This is a genomic window from Trinickia diaoshuihuensis, assembly GCF_003390925.1.
Taxonomy (GTDB): domain Bacteria; phylum Pseudomonadota; class Gammaproteobacteria; order Burkholderiales; family Burkholderiaceae; genus Trinickia; species Trinickia diaoshuihuensis.
In genome coordinates this window covers 131887-148629 of sequence record NZ_QUBS01000026.1, presented here as the reverse complement: position 1 = coordinate 148629, position 16743 = coordinate 131887, and the positions used below count along the sequence as shown (strand labels likewise).

Annotated in this window: 20 protein-coding genes and 1 tRNA gene; 12 read left to right on the top strand and 9 right to left on the bottom strand. The window is 62.5% G+C overall.

Annotation, left to right across the window (positions count from 1 at the left end; genetic code table 11):
* Positions 1–82: 82 nt before the first annotated feature.
* Positions 83–295: a hypothetical protein gene (locus tag DXT59_RS07745; RefSeq protein ID WP_116136390.1), complete on the top strand. Its 213-nt coding sequence runs from the start codon at positions 83–85 to the stop codon at positions 293–295.
* 30 nt (positions 296–325) lie between these two features.
* On the opposite strand, the gene DXT59_RS07740 is transcribed toward DXT59_RS07745, so the two are convergent.
* On the bottom strand, positions 326–664 hold the full coding sequence (locus tag DXT59_RS07740; protein ID WP_116136332.1) for a DMT family transporter: 339 nt from the start codon (positions 662–664) through the stop codon (positions 326–328).
* 3 nt (positions 665–667) lie between these two features.
* Positions 668–1165, bottom strand: a complete 498-nt coding sequence (locus DXT59_RS07735) for a heme-degrading domain-containing protein (RefSeq protein ID WP_116136331.1) — start codon at positions 1163–1165, stop codon at positions 668–670.
* A 122-nt stretch (positions 1166–1287) separates the two neighbouring features.
* On the opposite strand from DXT59_RS07735, the gene DXT59_RS07730 reads away from it, so the two are divergent.
* The 10 genes from DXT59_RS07730 to DXT59_RS07685 all read left to right on the top strand — a co-directional run bounded on the left by DXT59_RS07730 (position 1288) and on the right by DXT59_RS07685 (position 8926).
* Positions 1288–1364 (top strand) — tRNA-Met (locus DXT59_RS07730).
* 314 nt (positions 1365–1678) lie between these two features.
* Positions 1679–3079, top strand: coding sequence for an L-lactate MFS transporter (locus DXT59_RS07725; RefSeq protein ID WP_240324440.1), 1401 nt, complete (start codon positions 1679–1681; stop codon positions 3077–3079).
* Positions 3080–3091: 12 nt separating this feature from the next.
* Positions 3092–3223, top strand: a complete 132-nt coding sequence (locus DXT59_RS07720; RefSeq protein WP_116136329.1) for an MFS transporter small subunit — start codon at positions 3092–3094, stop codon at positions 3221–3223.
* Positions 3224–3364: 141 nt separating this feature from the next.
* The gene (locus DXT59_RS07715) at positions 3365–3910 is read left to right on the top strand and encodes an NUDIX hydrolase (protein ID WP_116136328.1); all 546 of its coding nucleotides are present in this window, start codon (positions 3365–3367) and stop codon (positions 3908–3910) included.
* 40 nt (positions 3911–3950) lie between these two features.
* The gene (gene aat, locus DXT59_RS07710) at positions 3951–4688 is read left to right on the top strand and encodes a leucyl/phenylalanyl-tRNA--protein transferase (RefSeq protein WP_116136327.1); all 738 of its coding nucleotides are present in this window, start codon (positions 3951–3953) and stop codon (positions 4686–4688) included.
* Positions 4689–4764: 76 nt separating this feature from the next.
* Positions 4765–5520: an arginyltransferase gene (locus tag DXT59_RS07705; RefSeq protein ID WP_116136326.1), complete on the top strand. Its 756-nt coding sequence runs from the start codon at positions 4765–4767 to the stop codon at positions 5518–5520.
* A 72-nt stretch (positions 5521–5592) separates the two neighbouring features.
* On the top strand, positions 5593–6630 hold the full coding sequence (locus DXT59_RS07700; protein WP_116136325.1) for a quinone-dependent dihydroorotate dehydrogenase: 1038 nt from the start codon (positions 5593–5595) through the stop codon (positions 6628–6630).
* A gap of 98 nt (positions 6631–6728) precedes the next feature.
* A complete protein-coding gene (locus tag DXT59_RS07695) occupies positions 6729–7526 on the top strand; it encodes a transporter substrate-binding domain-containing protein (protein ID WP_116136324.1) in 798 nt (265 codons plus the stop codon).
* A gap of 191 nt (positions 7527–7717) precedes the next feature.
* Entirely contained in the window at positions 7718–8377 is a 660-nt protein-coding gene (locus DXT59_RS07690; RefSeq protein ID WP_116136323.1) for an amino acid ABC transporter permease, read from the top strand.
* A 288-nt stretch (positions 8378–8665) separates the two neighbouring features.
* On the top strand, positions 8666–8926 hold the full coding sequence (locus tag DXT59_RS07685; protein ID WP_116136322.1) for a hypothetical protein: 261 nt from the start codon (positions 8666–8668) through the stop codon (positions 8924–8926).
* Positions 8927–8977: 51 nt separating this feature from the next.
* Here DXT59_RS07685 and lepB read toward each other — a convergent pair whose 3' ends face one another.
* The 4 genes from lepB to DXT59_RS07665 all read right to left on the bottom strand — a co-directional run bounded on the left by lepB (position 8978) and on the right by DXT59_RS07665 (position 12689).
* Positions 8978–9676 (bottom strand): signal peptidase I, encoded by a 699-nt coding sequence (gene lepB, locus DXT59_RS07680; RefSeq protein ID WP_116136321.1) that lies wholly within the window; start codon positions 9674–9676, stop codon positions 8978–8980.
* Between the two features lie 108 nt (positions 9677–9784).
* The gene (locus DXT59_RS07675; protein WP_162878000.1) at positions 9785–10645 is read right to left on the bottom strand and encodes a hypothetical protein; all 861 of its coding nucleotides are present in this window, start codon (positions 10643–10645) and stop codon (positions 9785–9787) included.
* 166 nt (positions 10646–10811) lie between these two features.
* On the bottom strand, positions 10812–11789 hold the full coding sequence (locus tag DXT59_RS07670; RefSeq protein ID WP_116136319.1) for a Gfo/Idh/MocA family protein: 978 nt from the start codon (positions 11787–11789) through the stop codon (positions 10812–10814).
* 183 nt (positions 11790–11972) lie between these two features.
* Positions 11973–12689, bottom strand: coding sequence for a FadR/GntR family transcriptional regulator (locus DXT59_RS07665; protein ID WP_116136318.1), 717 nt, complete (start codon positions 12687–12689; stop codon positions 11973–11975).
* 972 nt (positions 12690–13661) lie between these two features.
* On the opposite strand from DXT59_RS07665, the gene DXT59_RS07660 reads away from it, so the two are divergent.
* Positions 13662–14396 (top strand): Crp/Fnr family transcriptional regulator, encoded by a 735-nt coding sequence (locus tag DXT59_RS07660; protein ID WP_116136317.1) that lies wholly within the window; start codon positions 13662–13664, stop codon positions 14394–14396.
* A gap of 59 nt (positions 14397–14455) precedes the next feature.
* Here DXT59_RS07660 and DXT59_RS07655 read toward each other — a convergent pair whose 3' ends face one another.
* The 3 genes from DXT59_RS07655 to DXT59_RS07645 all read right to left on the bottom strand — a co-directional run bounded on the left by DXT59_RS07655 (position 14456) and on the right by DXT59_RS07645 (position 16637).
* Positions 14456–14692, bottom strand: coding sequence for a hypothetical protein (locus DXT59_RS07655; RefSeq protein WP_162877999.1), 237 nt, complete (start codon positions 14690–14692; stop codon positions 14456–14458).
* Positions 14693–14808: 116 nt separating this feature from the next.
* Positions 14809–15507, bottom strand: a complete 699-nt coding sequence (gene rpiA / locus DXT59_RS07650; RefSeq protein WP_116136389.1) for a ribose-5-phosphate isomerase RpiA — start codon at positions 15505–15507, stop codon at positions 14809–14811.
* Between the two features lie 119 nt (positions 15508–15626).
* Entirely contained in the window at positions 15627–16637 is a 1011-nt protein-coding gene (locus tag DXT59_RS07645; RefSeq protein ID WP_162877998.1) for a phospholipase D-like domain-containing protein, read from the bottom strand.
* Positions 16638–16743 lie beyond the last annotated feature (106 nt).

Here is a 16743-nt window from a genome sequence, read left to right as displayed (position 1 = left end):
GCGCGAGGCTCAAGCGGCACACCGTGAGCGGAGCCCGTTTTTTGCTACGCAGGATCAGCCGAAATTTCTAACGAGCGCCGCCATGGATCAGTACTTTTTGCACGACCGCCCGGTGCCCGAACCGGAGGCATCGACGGCTTGGTTCGACTACGCCGAACGTAACGGAATCGACGTGCCTCGGGCGATCAACTTATGGGAAGATGCCGCGACGCCCGAGGGCGAAACAAGCCGCGAGGCGGTTGCGCGCGCGGGCATCCGCGTGCTTGTCGATCAAGACGGCCGCCCGCAGGGCTGAGGCCTCGGCGCTCAACGAGTTCGCCGCCCGCTAGTGCGCCTGCATCTTGGAAAAAACGTTCAACACGACCACGCCCGCGACAATCAACGAGAGGCCTGCCACAGCCGCGAGATCGGGAATTTGCCGATAAAGCACCATGGCGACGAGCGTAATGAGGACAATGCCGACGCCCGACCAAATGGCGTAAACGATGCCGACCGGCATCGACTTGAGCGTCATCGACAGACAGTAGAACGCCAGCCCGTATCCCGCGACGACGATGAGCGCCGGCGCGAGGCGCGTGAATCCTTCGGATGCGCGCAGCGCCGACGTGCCGACGACCTCGGCGACGATGGCGATCGCCAGCCAAACATAGCCCGAGCCGCGCATCGATCAAACCTTGTCGAGCGCAAGCTTGGCGAAGTCGTGCTCGAGCTCCGCGCACAGCGCCTCGACGACGAGTTCATGATCGGCCCGCTGCGAGAGACCCGACACCGTGACCGCGCCGATCGCGCCGACGCCCGCCAGCGTAATCGGGAACGAACCGCCGGCCGCGGCGTACTCGGCCGGGAGCAAACCATATTTTTCCGGGAGCGTCGCGTTCGTTTGCTGCAGACGCAAGCCCACCGCGTACGAGCTGCGCCGGAAGTGCGCGACGACGTTGCTCTTGCGCCGCACCCACGCCGAGTTATCGGGCGTGGTGCCGTCGAGCGCGGTGAAAAAAAGCGGCAATCCGAACGTGCGGACGTCGATCGCAATCGCATGATTGCGGGCAATGGCCAGCTCGCGCAAAAAGACGCCGAGCTTCCACGCTCGCGCTGCATCGAAGCGCGGAAAGACGAGCGTGCGCTCTTGATCGGCAATGGCTAGAAGGTCGTGTTCGAGGTTCATGGGCCGATTCTAGCCTACGCGCGCGATGGCGACGTTCCTGAACGCGCCGCGTATTTGCCCTGCTCCGTCGATTTCAGTTGCACCGCATTCTGGTTTCCCCTATACTCTTATCTTTCGACGGACGCGGGGTGGAGCAGTCTGGCAGCTCGTCGGGCTCATAACCCGAAGGTCGTAGGTTCAAATCCTACCCCCGCAACCAAGCGCTCATGCCAAAGCGCAGTCACCGCGAGAAAATCTGAAAGAACCGCGCACATTCGCTTCTTTCAGGAGCATCGCCCAAACATCGAAGCCCGATCCCTTGATCGGGCTTTTTTGTTTTTCGGGCTTTGCTGACATACCAATATTTGACCAACTTGATCGGACGTCATCCGTCACAACCCTTTATGCATTCCCGTTTCCTATTGCAGGCACTAACCTGCGCTCATATCGTTGAGCGCGCAACAGTTCTGTCCGCATGTCGAGCATGCATGCTCGCCCGCTGACCCACGCCAACGAGACGAGATGGAGACCCCAGTGAGCAGCACGACTCATTCGACCGGCATCGCCGGTTCGCCGCCGTTCTTTTCTAAACAGGCGACTATCGCCAAGCCGGGCTTTTCGCGCTGGATGGTGCCGCCCGCCGCCCTCGCCGTGCATCTTTGCATCGGGCAAGCGTATGCCTTTTCCGTGTTCAACGGGCCGCTGACCAAGGTCATCGGCATCACGCAATCCGCCCCCGGCGACTGGTCGCTGACCACGCTCGGCTGGATCTTTTCGCTGGCGATCGTCTTCCTTGGACTGTCGGCCGCTTTCGCGGGCAAATGGCTCGAGCACGTGGGGCCGCGCCGCACGATGTTCACGGCCGCATGCTGCTTCGGGGGCGGCTTTCTCGTCTCCGCCCTCGGCGTATGGCTGCATCAGATCGCGCTGCTCTATTTGGGTTATGGCGTCATCGGCGGGATCGGGCTCGGGCTCGGTTACGTGTCGCCCGTCTCCACGCTGATTCGCTGGTTTCCCGACCGCCGCGGCATGGCGACGGGGATGGCGATCATGGGCTTCGGCGGCGGCGCGATGATCGCCGCGCCGCTGTCCGTCGCGCTCATGAATCACTTCAAAAGCGCGACGAGCGTCGGCGTGGCCGAAACGTTCGTCGTCCTCGGCATTGCCTACTTCATCTCGATGACGATCGGGGCGCTGGCCATTCGCGTGCCGCCCGCCGATTGGAAGCCGGCGGGCTGGGTGCCCCCGGACACCACCCATAAGATGATCACGCGCAACCACGTGCATATCGATCGCGCCTTGACGACCCCGCAGTTCTATCTCGTCTGGCTCGTCCTGTTTCTCAACGTCACGGCGGGCATCGGCATTCTGGGTCAAGCGTCCGTCATGATCCAGGAAAGCTTCAAGAACACGGTCAGCGCCTCGGCGGCCGCCGGCTTTGTCGGTCTGCTCTCGCTGTTCAATATGGGCGGGCGCTTCGTCTGGGCGTCGTCGTCCGACAAGCTCGGGCGCAAGAACACGTACTTCGTGTTCTTCGTGCTCGGCGCGCTGCTGTATTACCTCGTTCCGAGCTTCGCGCAAGCGGGCAACATCGCCCTGTTCGTGTTGTCGTATTGCGTGATTCTGTCGATGTACGGCGGCGGCTTCGCCACCGTGCCCGCCTACCTGGCCGACCTGTTCGGCACGGCGTTCGTCGGCGGGATCCATGGCCGCCTGCTGACGGCATGGGCAGCGGCGGGCGTGGCGGGCCCCGTTCTCGTCAATTACATCCGCGCCTATGAAGTCGCGCACGGCGTGGCCAAAGCCGACGCCTACACGATGACCGTGCATATCATGGCCGTACTGCTCGTCGTCGGGTTCGTCTGCAATCTGCTCGTCAAACGCGTCGATCCGGTTCATCACATGAGCGAAGAACAACTCGCGGCCGAGCGTTAAGGAGATCCCGCTATGCAAAACGATTCGCAAACCACGCGGCAAACGAGCTCCGCCCGCCTGATCCTGTTTTGGGCCTATGTGCTGATCCCGCTGGCCTGGGGCGTCGTCAACACCCTCAGGCAAGCGATGAAATTGTTCGGCTGAACGAACGCGAGCCGCATCGAAAGGAGCCGGGCATTGCCCGGCTTTTTCGTTGGCGGGTGCGGCGTCCGAACAATGATGCCGTCGCACTGCACGCGCCGCGCCCGGTGATACACTCGCATCACCCAGTTCCGCACCGTCCCTATGAAATTCTGCTCAGTCTGCGGCCAAGCAGTCAGCTTACGCATCCCTCCCGGCGACAACCGCGAACGTTTCGTTTGCGAAAACTGCGGCACCGTGCACTACCAAAACCCGCGCAACGTCGTGGGCACCGTCCCCGTATGGGAAGACAAGGTGTTGCTGTGCCGGCGCGCCATCGAGCCTCGCTACGGTTATTGGACGCTGCCGGCCGGGTTCATGGAGATGGGCGAGACGACGGCGGAAGCGGCCGCGCGCGAGACGCTGGAAGAAGCCGGCGCCCGGGTCGAGGTGCAGCACCTGTTTTCGCTGCTGAACGTGCCGCACGTGCATCAGGTGCACTTGTTCTATCTGGCCCGGCTGCTCGATATCGACGTGGAGGCCGGGGAGGAAAGCCTGGAGGTGCGCCTGTTCGACGAGGCCGAGATTCCCTGGGACGACATCGCCTTCCCGACGGTCGGCCAAACGCTGCGTTTCTTCTTCGCGGACCGGTCAGCCGGCACCTACGGGTTGCACACGGGCGATATTTTCCGCTCGCTGCGCGACGGCTGATCGCACGCCGCCTCCTAGTTCGTATCCCGATACGTCAAGCATGGTCCCCTGGCTCGGCCCCGACGACCCCTTTCCGCCTGTCGCGCGGGCGCTCGGCCGCGCGAGCGGTGCGCCGGGCTTGCTGGCCGCGAGCTCGGATTTGCTGCCGTGGCGGCTCGTCGATGCCTACCGCCAAGGAATCTTTCCGTGGTACTCCGACGGTCAGCCCGTTCTCTGGTGGAGCCCCGACCCGCGCATGGTGCTGCTGCCGCGCGAATTCAAAGTCTCGCCGTCGCTGCGCAAAACGCTCAAGCGCGTCCTGCGCGATCCGCGCTGGGAAATCCGCGTCGATGCCGATTTTCCGGCCGTGATGCGCAGTTGCGCCAACTCGCCGCGACGCGGCCAGCAAGGCACCTGGATCACCGATCAGATCCTCGACGCCTATACCTCGCTGCATCGCATCGGCGATGCGCATAGCATCGAAACCTGGCTCGACGGTCAGCGCGTGGGCGGATTGTACGGCGTCTCGCTCGGCCGCATGTTCTTCGGCGAGTCGATGTTCGCGCAGGTCAGCGACGCCTCGAAAATCGCGCTCGCCGCACTCGTGGGCCACCTGCGCCGTCACGAAATAGAAATGATAGACTGCCAGCAAAATACGCCGCATCTCGCGTCTTTAGGAGGGCGTGAGATCGCGCGCAAGACGTTCGTCGCCCATGTGCGCACCGCTGTGGCCGCGGCTCCCATTCCGTGGCAGTTCGATAAAGCGGCGCTGCTCGAAGTCCTGCCGCATGCGGTGTAGCTTGACGCGCGTGCCGCCGCTCGCCGATGCCCGAGGCGGCGCGTTGGAATAACGGACAATGCATTGAGAGCCGCCGATGACTCACCCGAATGAGCTGCCGCTTTCACCGCTTTCCGCGCTGCAGTTTTACGCGACCGCGCCCTATCCCTGCAGTTACCTGGAAGGACGCATTGCCCGCTCGCAGGTAGCGACGCCTAGCCACCTCATCAACTCAGACGTTTATACCGACCTCGTCAAGGCCGGGTTCCGGCGCTCGGGTGTCTTTACCTATCGCCCCTATTGCGAAGGCTGCCGGGCCTGCGTGCCGGTGCGCGTACCGGTTGCCGCCTTTGCGCCGAACCGCACGCAGCGCAAGGTCTGGAAGCGGCACGGCACGCTTGCCGCCGCCGTCTCCGCGCTGCATTACGAGGAAGAGCATTACGTGCTCTATATGCGCTATCAGGCCGCCCGCCATGCCGGTGGCGGAATGGATCGCGACAGCCGCGATCAGTACGAGCAGTTCCTCTTGCATAGCCGAATCAACTCGCGTCTCGTCGAGTTCCGCGAGACCACCGGCGATACGGACGTGCTGCGCATGGTGAGTATGATCGACATTCTCGGCGACGGCCTCTCGTCCGTTTATACGTTTTTCGAGCCCGACGCGGCCCACGCCAGTTACGGCACCTACAACATTCTGTGGCAAATCGAGCAAGCGAGAAGCTTGGGGCTGCCCTATGTCTATCTCGGCTATTGGATTCGGGAAAGCGCGAAGATGGCCTACAAGTCGAATTTTCGGCCGCTCGAGGGACTCGTGGACGGGCGCTGGGCGCCGCTGGATCAGCAGCGACCTTAACCCGGCCATCGGACAGCCGAACGGATACCGGTAAAATAACGCGCTTCTCATTTCCTAAGCGCCGGCCCTCTAGTGTTCAGCTCCCTTTACCCGCTCGTCCGCTCCCGCCTCTTTCGCATGGACGCGGAAGATGCCCACCATCTCACGCTCGGCATGCTGGGCGCCGCCGGCCGCACCGGCGTTGCGCGTCTGCTCGCGCCGCACGTGCCCGACTTGCCGCGCACCGTGATGGGCATCGCTTTCCGCAATCCGGTCGGTCTGGCCGCGGGGCTCGACAAGGACGGCGCCTGCATCGACGGGCTCGCCGCCCTCGGCTTCGGTTTTATCGAGGTGGGCACCGTGACGCCGCGCGCGCAACCGGGCAACCCGCGCCCGCGCATCTTCCGGCTGCCCGAGGCGGGCGCGCTCATCAACCGGATGGGCTTCAACAACCGCGGCGTCGATCAGTTCGTGAAAAACGTACAGGCCGCGCGTTACCGCGGGCCGCTCGGCTTGAACATCGGCAAGAACGCCGACACGCCGATCGAGCGCGCCGCCGAGGACTACCTGTACTGTCTGGAGCGCGTCTACCCGTTCGCGAGCTACGTGACGATCAATATTTCGTCGCCGAACACGAAAAACCTGCGGCAACTGCAAGGCGCGGACGAACTCGATGCGCTGATCGGAGCGTTGAAGGATAAGCAGCAGCGGCTCGCCGATCTGCACGGCAAACTCGTGCCGCTCGCACTGAAGATCGCGCCCGATCTCGACGACGAGCAGATCAAGGCGATCGCCGATACGTTGTTGCGCCACCGCATCGAAGGCGTCATCGCGACCAACACGACCCTCTCGCGCGCGGCCGTCGCGGGCATGGCCCATGCGGACGAGACCGGCGGCCTGTCGGGCAAGCCCGTGTTCGATGCCTCGAACGCGGTGATTCGCAAGCTGCGGGCCGAAGTGGGCGAAGACGTGGCCATCATCGGCGTGGGCGGCATCGCATCGGGCCTGGATGCGGTGGCCAAGCTCGCCGCGGGCGCCTCGCTCGTGCAACTCTATACGGGCTTTATCTATCGTGGGCCCGCGCTCGTGGGGGAATGCGTCGACGCGATCGCGCATGCGGCCCGCATATAGACATAAACAAACGATATTTATGGCTTGATTGCGATTTCGCTATCATGGCCGCACTCGCAAGCGCCGCTTTCCGGCGCTTCGCCAAGGAGACTTAAACCATGAAATTTGCGACGCTCAAGAAAATCCTCACCGCCGGCGTGATCGGCTTGACCTTCGTGGCGGCCACCGCCCATGCCGAAGACCTGCTCGATCAGGTCAAGGCCCGCGGCACGCTGCGCATCGGCTGCGAGGGAACGTTCCCTCCGTTCGATTCCAAAGCCGCGAACGGCGAGCTGGTGGGGTTCGACGTCGACATCGCGAAGGCCGTGGCCGCCAAGCTCGGCGTCAAGCCCGAGTTCGTCACGACGGAATGGAGCGGCATCATCGCCGGTTTGCAAGCCGGCAAGTTCGATGTGATCGTCAATCAAGTGGGCGTGACGCCCGAGCGTCAAAAGTCGCTCGACTTCTCGCCGGGCTACACATTCTCGGGCGCCGAGCTGATCCAGCGCAAGAACGACGACCGCCAGTTCAAGTCGCTCGAGGAGTTGAAGGGCCATAAGCTCGGCGTCGGTCTAGGCACGAACTACATGGATATGGCCAAGTCGGTGCCCGGCATCGACGTGAAGACCTATCCGGGCGCGCCCGAGTATCTGAGCGACCTCGCCGCGGGACGGATCGACGCCGCGCTGAACGACCGCTTGATGGTGGCCTATCTGCTCAAGAACTCGCAACTGCCGCTGCGCCCGGGCGCCCTCGTCGGCACGGGCAATCCTTCGGCGATTCCGTTCAAGAAGGACAATCCGAAGTTCGCCAAGGCGATCTCGGACGCCGTCAATCAACTGGAAGCCGACGGCACGTTCGCGAAGATCTCCGAGAAGTGGTTCGGCATCGACGTGACGAAGCCGGTTGCCAAATAAGCGGCTTCTTCGCAGATGGAACGCGTGAGGGCGGCATCGAACCGATGCCGCCCTTAGCTTTTTTGTTCGGCGCGCACGCAGCGCGCATGCCGACTATGAACCGGCGCGGCCTTTTCGTCGCGTATATCATGTGCGCTCACGCGCCCGGCGCCCCCGGGCCGGCTCGTTAGCTGTCCTCAACAACATACGCCATGTCCACCACTACGCTGCTCGTCCAATCGCTGCCCGTGCTCGCGCAGGGCGCCGTCTTGACGGTCAAGTTCGCGGTTCTTTCGATGATCTTCGGGCTCGTTGCGGCCGTCGTGCTCGCGCTGATGGGCATCAGCCATAGCAAGCCGCTCAATTGGATCGCGCGGGTGTACGTGAGCGTCATGCGCGGCACCCCGCTGCTCGTCCAGATCTTCGTCATCTACTACGGGCTTCCGAGCCTCGGGATTTCGCTCGACCCCACGCCCGCGGGGGTCATCGCCCTGTCCGCCAATGTCGCCGCCTATCTGTCGGAAAGCATGCGCGGCGCGATCAACGGCATTCATCGCGGTCAGTGGCTCGCGGCCTATAGCCTCGGCCTGTCGCGCCGGCAAACGTTGCGCTACGTAATCGGGCCACAGGCGCTGCGCATCGCCGTGCCGAGCCTCTCGAATAGCCTGATCAGCCTCATCAAGGATACGTCGCTCGTCTCGGTCATCACGGTCACGGAACTGCTGCGCAGCGCGCAGGAAATCATCGCCGCCACCTATCAGCCGCTACCGCTTTATCTCGCGGCGGCAGCCGTCTATTGGGTGCTTTGTCAGGTCCTCGAATGGGTGCAGCACCGCTATGAGCGACGGCTGGCGCTGCCGACGCGCCATTGAGCGGATCGAATCGGGCGGCTGTTCGCTTTCGCTACGGCGATCGTCACGCGCCGCCCGGACGGCATCATTGAACGCAATAACGAAAATCCACTAATCGTTATTAAACTGTGAGAATGCGCCATTACGCGCATCCAACCCATAGAATGTACCCGGCCGCCTTGAGGTAACATTGCCTCTGAATTTAGCCGATCAATACCGACCACGCTTAATTCACGCGATAGAAATCATAAATTTTCTTGCAGCATAACGCGCCTCGAGATTCAAAAAACTCAATAAAGGAGAGCGGCTATGGCGAGTTATTCCGGCATCGTTTCTTCGATTAACATCCGACCTGGCTGGACCTCGGCGGGTTGCTTTCTCACGCTCACGCAAAGTGACGGTACAAAAATAGGCAGTTTTCTCATCGACAAGGGAAGCGACGGAGACAGCGTCGCCAACTGCCTATTTGTCGCTTGCGCCGCAGCCAGTAACGTTACGATATGGACCGACGGAGACATGACTGACGGTTATGACCATATCAATTCGGCTTACGTGTACGGGCCGCAATAGACGGCGATATCTTCGCCGGCGCGTCACCGCGCGGTGACGCCCGGTCCAATATCAGTGGTTGAACGCGATCGGCTCGTCGAGCGCCGCGCCGAACCGCGTCACGCGCGGCAAAAAGAAGTGCTCGGGATCGAGCGAGAACGCCACGTTGCGCGCGCGTCCCATGACTTCCTTGCGCGGAACGAAGCCGATATAGCGCGAGTCGGCGCTATCGTCGCGGTTATCGCCAAGCATCAGATATTCGCCCGCGGGCACCGTGACGGGACCGAACGAGCTCACGGGACTAGGCGCCAACGGCGAGAGGCGAACGACGTGAGAGACGCCGTCGAATCGCTCGGTCAAATAGACGGCTTGGCCCGATGCGGCATCGAGCATGGGCGCGCGAGCGAGCGGGCGATAATCGGCCCGCGCGCCGTTCACATACAACACGTTCTCACGCATTGCTATGACGTCGCCGGGCACGCCGATTACCCGCTTGACGAGCAATTCGTGAGCGGCTTTCGAATCGATCGTGACGATATCGCCACGCTTCGGATCGGCCAAGTGCGCGATTTCGATATGCGTAAGCGGCACGCGCAGATCGTAGGCCATCTTATCGACGAAGATACGATCGCCGATGCGGATCGTCGGGAGCATCGATCCCGTCGGCACGACGTTCCAATCGGCGATGGCGCTGCGGAATAGCACCATTAAAAACAGAAAGGCGATCAGATTCTTGTTCGAGCGCCATAGATTGGCGAAATGTTTGGACATGAATCCCGCTCCGTGAACATGATGGCGCATCGTAGCATGTCCGGGCCCCGCAACTTCGCCGCGGCTTCAAGCGGTACCGCGCGGCAAGCCGGGAGCCCAATGGCGCGCTTAGTGGAAGTAAAAATCGATCTCGCCGTTCACCGCCGACTCGCTGACGATCACCGTTGTCTTTCCGCTTTTCGTCGCAGGCGGCGTGGTGGTCGTGCTGATCGTCCATTGGAAGTTCGACTGCGGAAATGCGCCTTCCCTTCGCACCAGATTGATTTTACTCATCGCGGTGTACTCGTTGGCCGGCCATTGAGTCGGGTCGGGGGTGTAGGCCTCGAAGCACTGGCAAACGGAACTGACGTCGTTTGGACGCACCACCGTCAGGTCGGCCGCCGGATAGCCGTCGAACGACTCTTTAAACGTCCACTTGTCTCCCGACCCGGCGACGAACTTAACAATGCCTGTAAGCACGTCCCCCGGCGCAACGGGAACGTAGGTTCCATGGAAGTACCCGCCCACGTAGGCCCAGTTTGCGATCTGGTAAGCAAGCGTGCCATTCCCCCACTGCAACACGGGCTGCAAGCTCCCGCCGTCGGCGCCGTTCCAGATGAAGAAGGTTCTATTGACTTGATCCGTCGGCAGGTCGGGGACGACCCACGTGGTGCTGAAGCGATCCACTCGCGTCGCGGCCGCCCACGTGTAGTAGCCGGGATAGAGCGTGTCCAGACGATCGACGGTCAACCCGTTTTCTTTCAGATAGTCCTGGCAAAGCCTTTTCGCGCGAACGCGCGGATCCTCGCTCAATGCTTCGGCAGAGACCGCGCCGTGGTCGGCGACAATCTCGCCGGTTTTCATATCCTTCGAAACCAAGCGGCCATCCGCTAGGCCGACGATTTGATTGGCACTCACCTCGATGACCTCGGACGCCGGCAACTGACCGTACGGCGTCAATACCAACCCGTTTCGATCCACTTCTAACATGATGCCTCCGTGTATTGATCGGCAAGCCGCCATGCGGTCGCTTTCGCCGTCGTCGAACGAGAGGACATCGTATCGCGCGCATGCCTCACTAGGGGCTGCGCGCCGGTAACGCTAACAGGGACATCCCAGAGTATGCGAATACCGTGCGCCGAGCCCGGCGCAGCGCCTATTCGCCGGGGAACTTCAATCCCAGCGAAGCACGCGCGGCGTCGCACATCGAGATCATCTGCAGCGACTTCTCGTGCGTCATGATCGGGCTTTCGAGCGCCCCCTCGCGAATCAGTTCGCAAAAGTGCGCGGTCTCGTAGTTAAGCCCGCCGCCTTCGAACGGAACATTCAACTCGACGATGCGTCCGCCCGCGTAACTGACGGTCGCCCGCACCGGGTTCCACCACTTTTCGTGGATCCAGACGTGCCCGAGCGGCCCCGCCAGCAGCGCGTCGCCCTTCGCGTCCAGATCGAGGCCGCAAAAGATTTGCGCGATGCCCGACTCGTGCCTGCCATGGACGCTTGCAAACGTATCGACGCCCGAAGGCCCGAGTCGGCCAAACGTTTGCACGTCGAGCGGCGCGCCGAGCCAGTCGACGGCCAGAAACATTTCGTAGATGCCGATATCGAGCAGCGCACCGCCGCCTTCGCGCAGCGAGAACGACGGGTGGTCCGCGGGAACGTCCGCCACGGCGAACCCGGCTCGCACGAGACCGACCGGCCCGATCGGATCGTCGCGCAAATGCTCGCGCAGTTTGCGGTACAGCGGAAAGAAAGGCGGCTTCATGGCCTCCATGAAAAGACGCTTCGATGCGCGCGCCGTATCGAGCACGGCTTCGAGCTGGCGCACGTTCAACGTCGCCGGCTTTTCGCAGAGTACGTGCTTGCCGGCCGCCAACGCCGCGCGCGCGAAATCGGCATGGGTATCGTTCAACGTGGCGATGTAGACCGCATCCACGTCGCTGGCCAACAGCTCATCGAACGTGGCGCTCGGCTGCCCGCCGTGACGCTGGACGAATGCGTCCACGCTCTCGGCGCGACGGGACCAAACCCGCGCGATGCGCGCATCGCTCACATGAGCCAACCCTTGTGCGAAGCGATGCGCAATGCGCCCCGCGCCTACGATGCCCCAGTGGATCGTTGCTCTCGCATTCATCGTCGAATCGTTCCTCGTTGGATGACATTGCCTCGATCGCCGTCGATCGAGGCGTCCGCCATCATAAGACGCGCAAGCGTGGCCCGGGTTCTCTTGCCACTGAACGAAAGGATCGGCGAATCATTGCCTAAAACGACAAGACCGGCGCGAAACGGCGCCGGTCTTGTCATGCGGTACGAACGATCATCTCCGGTTGGGCATTTCGACCGAGAATTCACGGCTGATTTCATCGGCCGCAAAGTCGATCACGGCCAACGCGGCGGCTTCGGCCTCCTTGGGGTCCCGCCGCTCGATCGCCTCGACGAGCCGCTCGTGGGTCCGCACCGAGATCTCCCATGCCCCCGGCTTTTGACTGAGCATCGGATGGGTGGCCGATAGCGCCCCGCGAATGATGGCCGCCATCTGCTGGAAGAATTGATTCCCGCTCGCATGGACGATGCGCGTATGCAACAGTTCGTCGGCAGCTTGATAGCCGGGATCGCCCGGTGCGAGCGTTTTAAACACCTCGAACGCTTCGCGAATCGCCGCCACTTCCGAGACGCTTGCGCGCGACGCGGCCTGCGCCGCGGCCCGCGGCTCGATCAACATCCGAAATTCGATCACGTCGCGCATGAACTGCGGATCGGGCTTGGCCCGAAACCGCCAATTCACGACGTCCTCATCGATCATGCGCCAATCGCGCATGGACCGGATCCGCGTTCCGACTTTCGGCCGAACGTCGAGCATATCGCGTGCAAGCAACATCGAGAGCGCCTCGCGCATGACCGTCCGGCTTACGTCGAACTCTTTCGATAGCACGTCCTGCGGCGGCAGAATCGCGCCGTACTTTTCCTCGACGATGCCGCTGACGAGCCCGTCCATGACCTTGCTCACCAGCGAACGGTCTTTGCCCTGCTCCATAACTCCCCCCGATGCGCCATGCGACGCTTCTTTACCTGATTCATTGCGCACCTCCCGCCAAACTTCGGCCGGTAAGCGTTACGGTGCTTGGATCCGTCACGACGCGCCATTGGGAAACGCCTGAACAGGGTTATCCCTCTGACGAAACCGGCGCAGGCCGTGCGCCGCCAATCGTCTGCGTATTGAGCCGTCGCACCGGCGCGCTCGGCGTTGTTTCGGACACCTGCATAATTTCCCGAGCATGCCCAGACCGGCTTGACGTAGCTCACACCCTCGATACATTGGACCTCGAGCGAAACGTTTCGTTGTCCGAAACAACATACGACGAATCGCCATGGCGCCACGGTACGTCGCGCGCAACCGTAATACCGTTCGGCATCGCACCCACGTCGACCGGTTCGTTCGCCATTGGGGAAATCACGCAACGACAAGGCGTCTTGGCCGTGTCTCAACAATGACTCATTTGCGGCGCGGCGCCTTTCAGGGCTTGGCGCCAACGCCCGGGGCCTCCGACAGCCGCGCCGCCGGGCATTGTCCGCCTGCGTTTGGAACGGCGGACGCGCGAGGAGCGGCGCGGCATGGTCTCAAACCTCAAGCCGATCAAGCACTTGGGCTGACTAGTTGAGCACGCTTGGCAACAAGCCAAAGGCCCGGCCCCTTGTGCAGATTTGAAACAAAAAGCGGGGGTAGCGCACATTGCGCTCGATGCCGCCGCGCTTCGTTGGCGCCTGGGCTCGCCGCGACTGGGCTTGGCACGATCCTCGCACCTGCCGGGGCGCACACACCGAGCGCTGCCGCACAGACGGCGCACCGGCCGGGGAGACAGGCCAAAACGACGGCGCGGCGTGCGAGCATCATCCGCCGATGATTCGATCTTCGCCGATGCCCGCGCCTCGCCCGCCTAGTAACGAACAAGCCGCAACACACACGTGCAAGAGAGCGCACGGCGCGGCAAGCAACCGAGGACCGATCATGTTGACGCTACAATCCGACCTTCACGGCAATCACCTGCTCGGCGCATTGCCGTCGCATGAATGGCAGGCGCTGACGCCTCACCTGGAATTGGTCCATCTGCGTACGGAGCAATTGCTTTGCGACTGCGGCCATAAGATCCATCACGTCTATTTTCCGACGACGGCCATCATTTCGATCCTCTCGATGATGGAAGACGGCGGCTCGGTCGAGCTGGCCGCCGTTGGGCGTGAAGGCATGACGGGCGTACAAGTGCTGACGGGCGGCGAGACCATGCCCAGCCGCGTGCAGGTGCAATGCTCGGGCTTCGCCTACCGGATGAGCGCGCAGCAACTCAAGCACGAGATCGCCCGCTCCGATTTGCTGCGCCGGCTGATGTTGCTGTACATGCAGGCCTTGCTGACGCAGGTCGCGCAAACGGCCGCGTGCAATCGCCATCATTCGCTGAGCAAGCAGCTATGCCGCTGGCTCTTGATCGAAATCGACCGCGCGGCGACGAATGAGTTGGCCGTGACGCAGCAGTTGATCGCGGATATGCTCGGCGTGCGGCGCGAGGGAATCACGGAGGCGGCGGGCAAGCTGCACGATCAAGGGTTGATCCATCACAGCCGCGGGCATATCAAGGTGCTCGACCGCAAGGGGTTGGAAGCACGGGCATGCGAGTGCTACGGACTCGTCAAGCGCGAGTTCGATCGGCTGCTGCCGAGCTTGCATCAAACGAACACTGTCGATTGAACCCGATTGAACTGATCGAACCCGCCTCCCGGCGGGCTCGCACGCCGGACGGAGCGCGTTCACCGCGCGTCGGAGTCGATCCTGATACGCGCCTGGACCTCGAATAAAGCGGCGAGCATGCCCAGATGAGCGCGCTCGCCCGCCGCTTCCTCCTCGGTCATCCCGCCGCAGGCTTGCCCGCCCGCGACGATCCCAAGTCCCAACGCGTAGTGGCTCGCGAACGTGGCCGGTTCCGCCCGTCCGTCTTTCAGCCGCGAATAGGCCGTATCCAGGGCCCGCCTGAGTTCGCGTTGCATGATCGGATCCAATCCTCAAAACGTGTGGTGTGCCCGTGTGGTGTGCCGCCGTGCGCGGTATCGCGCGGCGGCTCGACTACGGATACCGGGTACTACGGCAAAAACCGGTCCACCCTTTAGCCGTTTGAGCGATAGACGAGCGTTTCCACGCCCGCGTCGGAGCCGAGCAGGCACAAATCGGCGCCGCGGCCGGCGAACAGACCCACGGTGACGACGCCCGGCCACGCGTTGATTTCGGCTTCGAGCGCGCGAGGATCGTGGATCGTCAGCTCTTTGACGTCCAAAATTTCATTACCGTTGTCAGTGATATAGGGCGCGCCTTGGGCGTTCACGCGCAACACGGGCACCCCACCGAGCGCGGTTACCCGGCGGCCGATGGCGGTGCGCGCCATCGGCAGGACTTCGATCGGCAGCGGGAATGCACCGAGTACGGGCACGCGTTTGGACGCATCGGCGATACACACGAACACCTCGGCGACCGAAGCAACGATCTTCTCGCGCGTCAACGCGCCCCCGCCGCCCTTGATCATGGCGCCTTTCGGATCGATTTCATCGGCACCGTCGACGTACACGGGCAGCGATTCGACTTCGTTGAGATCGAACACCTTGATGCCGTGCTGCTCGAGCCGCGCCGTCGTCGCGACCGAACTCGAGACGGCGCCGCGGTACCGGTGCTTTTGAGCCGCGAGCGCATCGATAAAGCAGTTGGCCGTCGATCCGGTCCCGACGCCGATCACGGCCCCCTCGGCCACGTGGGCGTTTACATAATCGGCGGCGGCTTGGCCGACGAGTCGCTTGAGTTCGTCTTGAGTCATGGCGCGAAGAAAAAAAATGCGGGCGAAAGGCGTGAGTTTACCGGAGTCGCGCCCGCCCATCGGAATCGGCGCGGGCGGACACCTCGCCTTGGCGGATCACCCCCGCCGCGAGGCCGCCATCAGAAGAACGGCGATTGCGTCGAGCTCGCGCCGCTGCCGTAGAGCGTGCCGCCGCGGAAATCCGATTGCAGCACCGAAGCGAGCGACGCCATCAGCGACGAATCGCGGGTCACGAGCCCCAGTTCGCGATTGCGCGTGAGCGATGCCACCGAAAAGTTTTCGGAGCCGACGAACGCATCGGCGCTCGACGTGCCATAGTCGGCGAGGATTACTTTGGCATGGATATAGAGCGAAGCCTTGGGATCGTAGGTACTGATCAGCACGCCGGCGGCGCTCAGCTTGTCGTAGTTGCTCGCGTATTTCGAGTTGTAGGTCATCGTCACCTGCACCTGAACGCCGCGATTGGCTGCGTTGACGAGCGCCGTCACGATCTTCGAGTTGCTCATCTCCTCGTTTTCGATCTGCAAGGTATTCGTCGCGGAATTGATCAGCTTGAGCAGCGCCGACGTCGAATTCGTAGGACTCCAAACCAAGTCGTCGCCCGTCGGCGGCGTCACGGCATTGCTCGCGAAGTCGGCCTCGAAGGTCGTTTCGATAGCCGCCACGTCGTTCGCATCGTTCTCGATAACGGCGAAATCGCGCGAGCTCGCGTAGTAGCGGCTCGTCAGGTTGAGCGTCATCACCGCGGCGGTTCGACCGTCGACGACGATCGCCTTCTCGTGCGTCGCCGAGTAAGTCGGGTTCGCCCACACCACGTTCACGCCGTTTTGGCTCAGATAGTCGTACGCGGGTTGGTTGTTGTTCGATTCGAGATTTTGATCGAGGATCACGCGTACCGCGACGCCCTTGGCCGCCAGTTGCACGAGGATGTCCTCGGCTTGCGTATCGACGAGCTCGTACATCGTCATATCGAGCGTTTTCGTCGCCGACTGCATGAACGTATAGATGGGCGTCAAGCCTTGGTCCGGCTCCGTCACCAGCGTCGGTGCCGCGACGGCTGCGGCCGATAAGAGCCCACCGGCAGCCAGCAGCCATGCGCCGACGAATGCCTTCAATACGGATCGTTTCATCGATGAACCTCCAGAAGAGTGAGAGTGCCCCGGCAGGTACTGACTGGTCTTTCGGACTATCATCCGTATCGCCAGTCTTTCGAATCTCTCTCAATCTGGCGTTCGT

Excerpts from the sequence above, each read along its gene's own strand:
- DXT59_RS07745 (WP_116136390.1), top strand. The coding sequence starts at position 83 with ATGGATCAGTACTTTTTGCACGACCGCCCGGTGCCCGAACCGGAGGCA.
- DXT59_RS07670 (WP_116136319.1), bottom strand. The coding sequence starts at position 11,789 with ATGAATGCGAGAGCAACGATCCACTGGGGCATCGTAGGCGCGGGGCGC.
- DXT59_RS07675 (WP_162878000.1), bottom strand. The coding sequence starts at position 10,645 with ATGTTAGAAGTGGATCGAAACGGGTTGGTATTGACGCCGTACGGTCAG.
- rpiA (WP_116136389.1), bottom strand. The coding sequence starts at position 15,507 with ATGACTCAAGACGAACTCAAGCGACTCGTCGGCCAAGCCGCCGCCGAT.
- DXT59_RS07695 (WP_116136324.1), top strand. The coding sequence starts at position 6,729 with ATGAAATTTGCGACGCTCAAGAAAATCCTCACCGCCGGCGTGATCGGC.
- DXT59_RS07655 (WP_162877999.1), bottom strand. The coding sequence starts at position 14,692 with ATGCAACGCGAACTCAGGCGGGCCCTGGATACGGCCTATTCGCGGCTG.
- DXT59_RS07690 (WP_116136323.1), top strand. The coding sequence starts at position 7,718 with ATGTCCACCACTACGCTGCTCGTCCAATCGCTGCCCGTGCTCGCGCAG.
- DXT59_RS07735 (WP_116136331.1), bottom strand. The coding sequence starts at position 1,165 with ATGAACCTCGAACACGACCTTCTAGCCATTGCCGATCAAGAGCGCACG.
- DXT59_RS07740 (WP_116136332.1), bottom strand. The coding sequence starts at position 664 with ATGCGCGGCTCGGGCTATGTTTGGCTGGCGATCGCCATCGTCGCCGAG.
- DXT59_RS07665 (WP_116136318.1), bottom strand. The coding sequence starts at position 12,689 with ATGGAGCAGGGCAAAGACCGTTCGCTGGTGAGCAAGGTCATGGACGGG.
- aat (WP_116136327.1), top strand. The coding sequence starts at position 3,951 with ATGGTCCCCTGGCTCGGCCCCGACGACCCCTTTCCGCCTGTCGCGCGG.
- DXT59_RS07685 (WP_116136322.1), top strand. The coding sequence starts at position 8,666 with ATGGCGAGTTATTCCGGCATCGTTTCTTCGATTAACATCCGACCTGGC.
- DXT59_RS07705 (WP_116136326.1), top strand. The coding sequence starts at position 4,765 with ATGACTCACCCGAATGAGCTGCCGCTTTCACCGCTTTCCGCGCTGCAG.
- lepB (WP_116136321.1), bottom strand. The coding sequence starts at position 9,676 with ATGTCCAAACATTTCGCCAATCTATGGCGCTCGAACAAGAATCTGATC.
- DXT59_RS07720 (WP_116136329.1), top strand. The coding sequence starts at position 3,092 with ATGCAAAACGATTCGCAAACCACGCGGCAAACGAGCTCCGCCCGCCTG.
- DXT59_RS07645 (WP_162877998.1), bottom strand. The coding sequence starts at position 16,637 with ATGAAACGATCCGTATTGAAGGCATTCGTCGGCGCATGGCTGCTGGCT.
- DXT59_RS07715 (WP_116136328.1), top strand. The coding sequence starts at position 3,365 with ATGAAATTCTGCTCAGTCTGCGGCCAAGCAGTCAGCTTACGCATCCCT.
- DXT59_RS07660 (WP_116136317.1), top strand. The coding sequence starts at position 13,662 with ATGTTGACGCTACAATCCGACCTTCACGGCAATCACCTGCTCGGCGCA.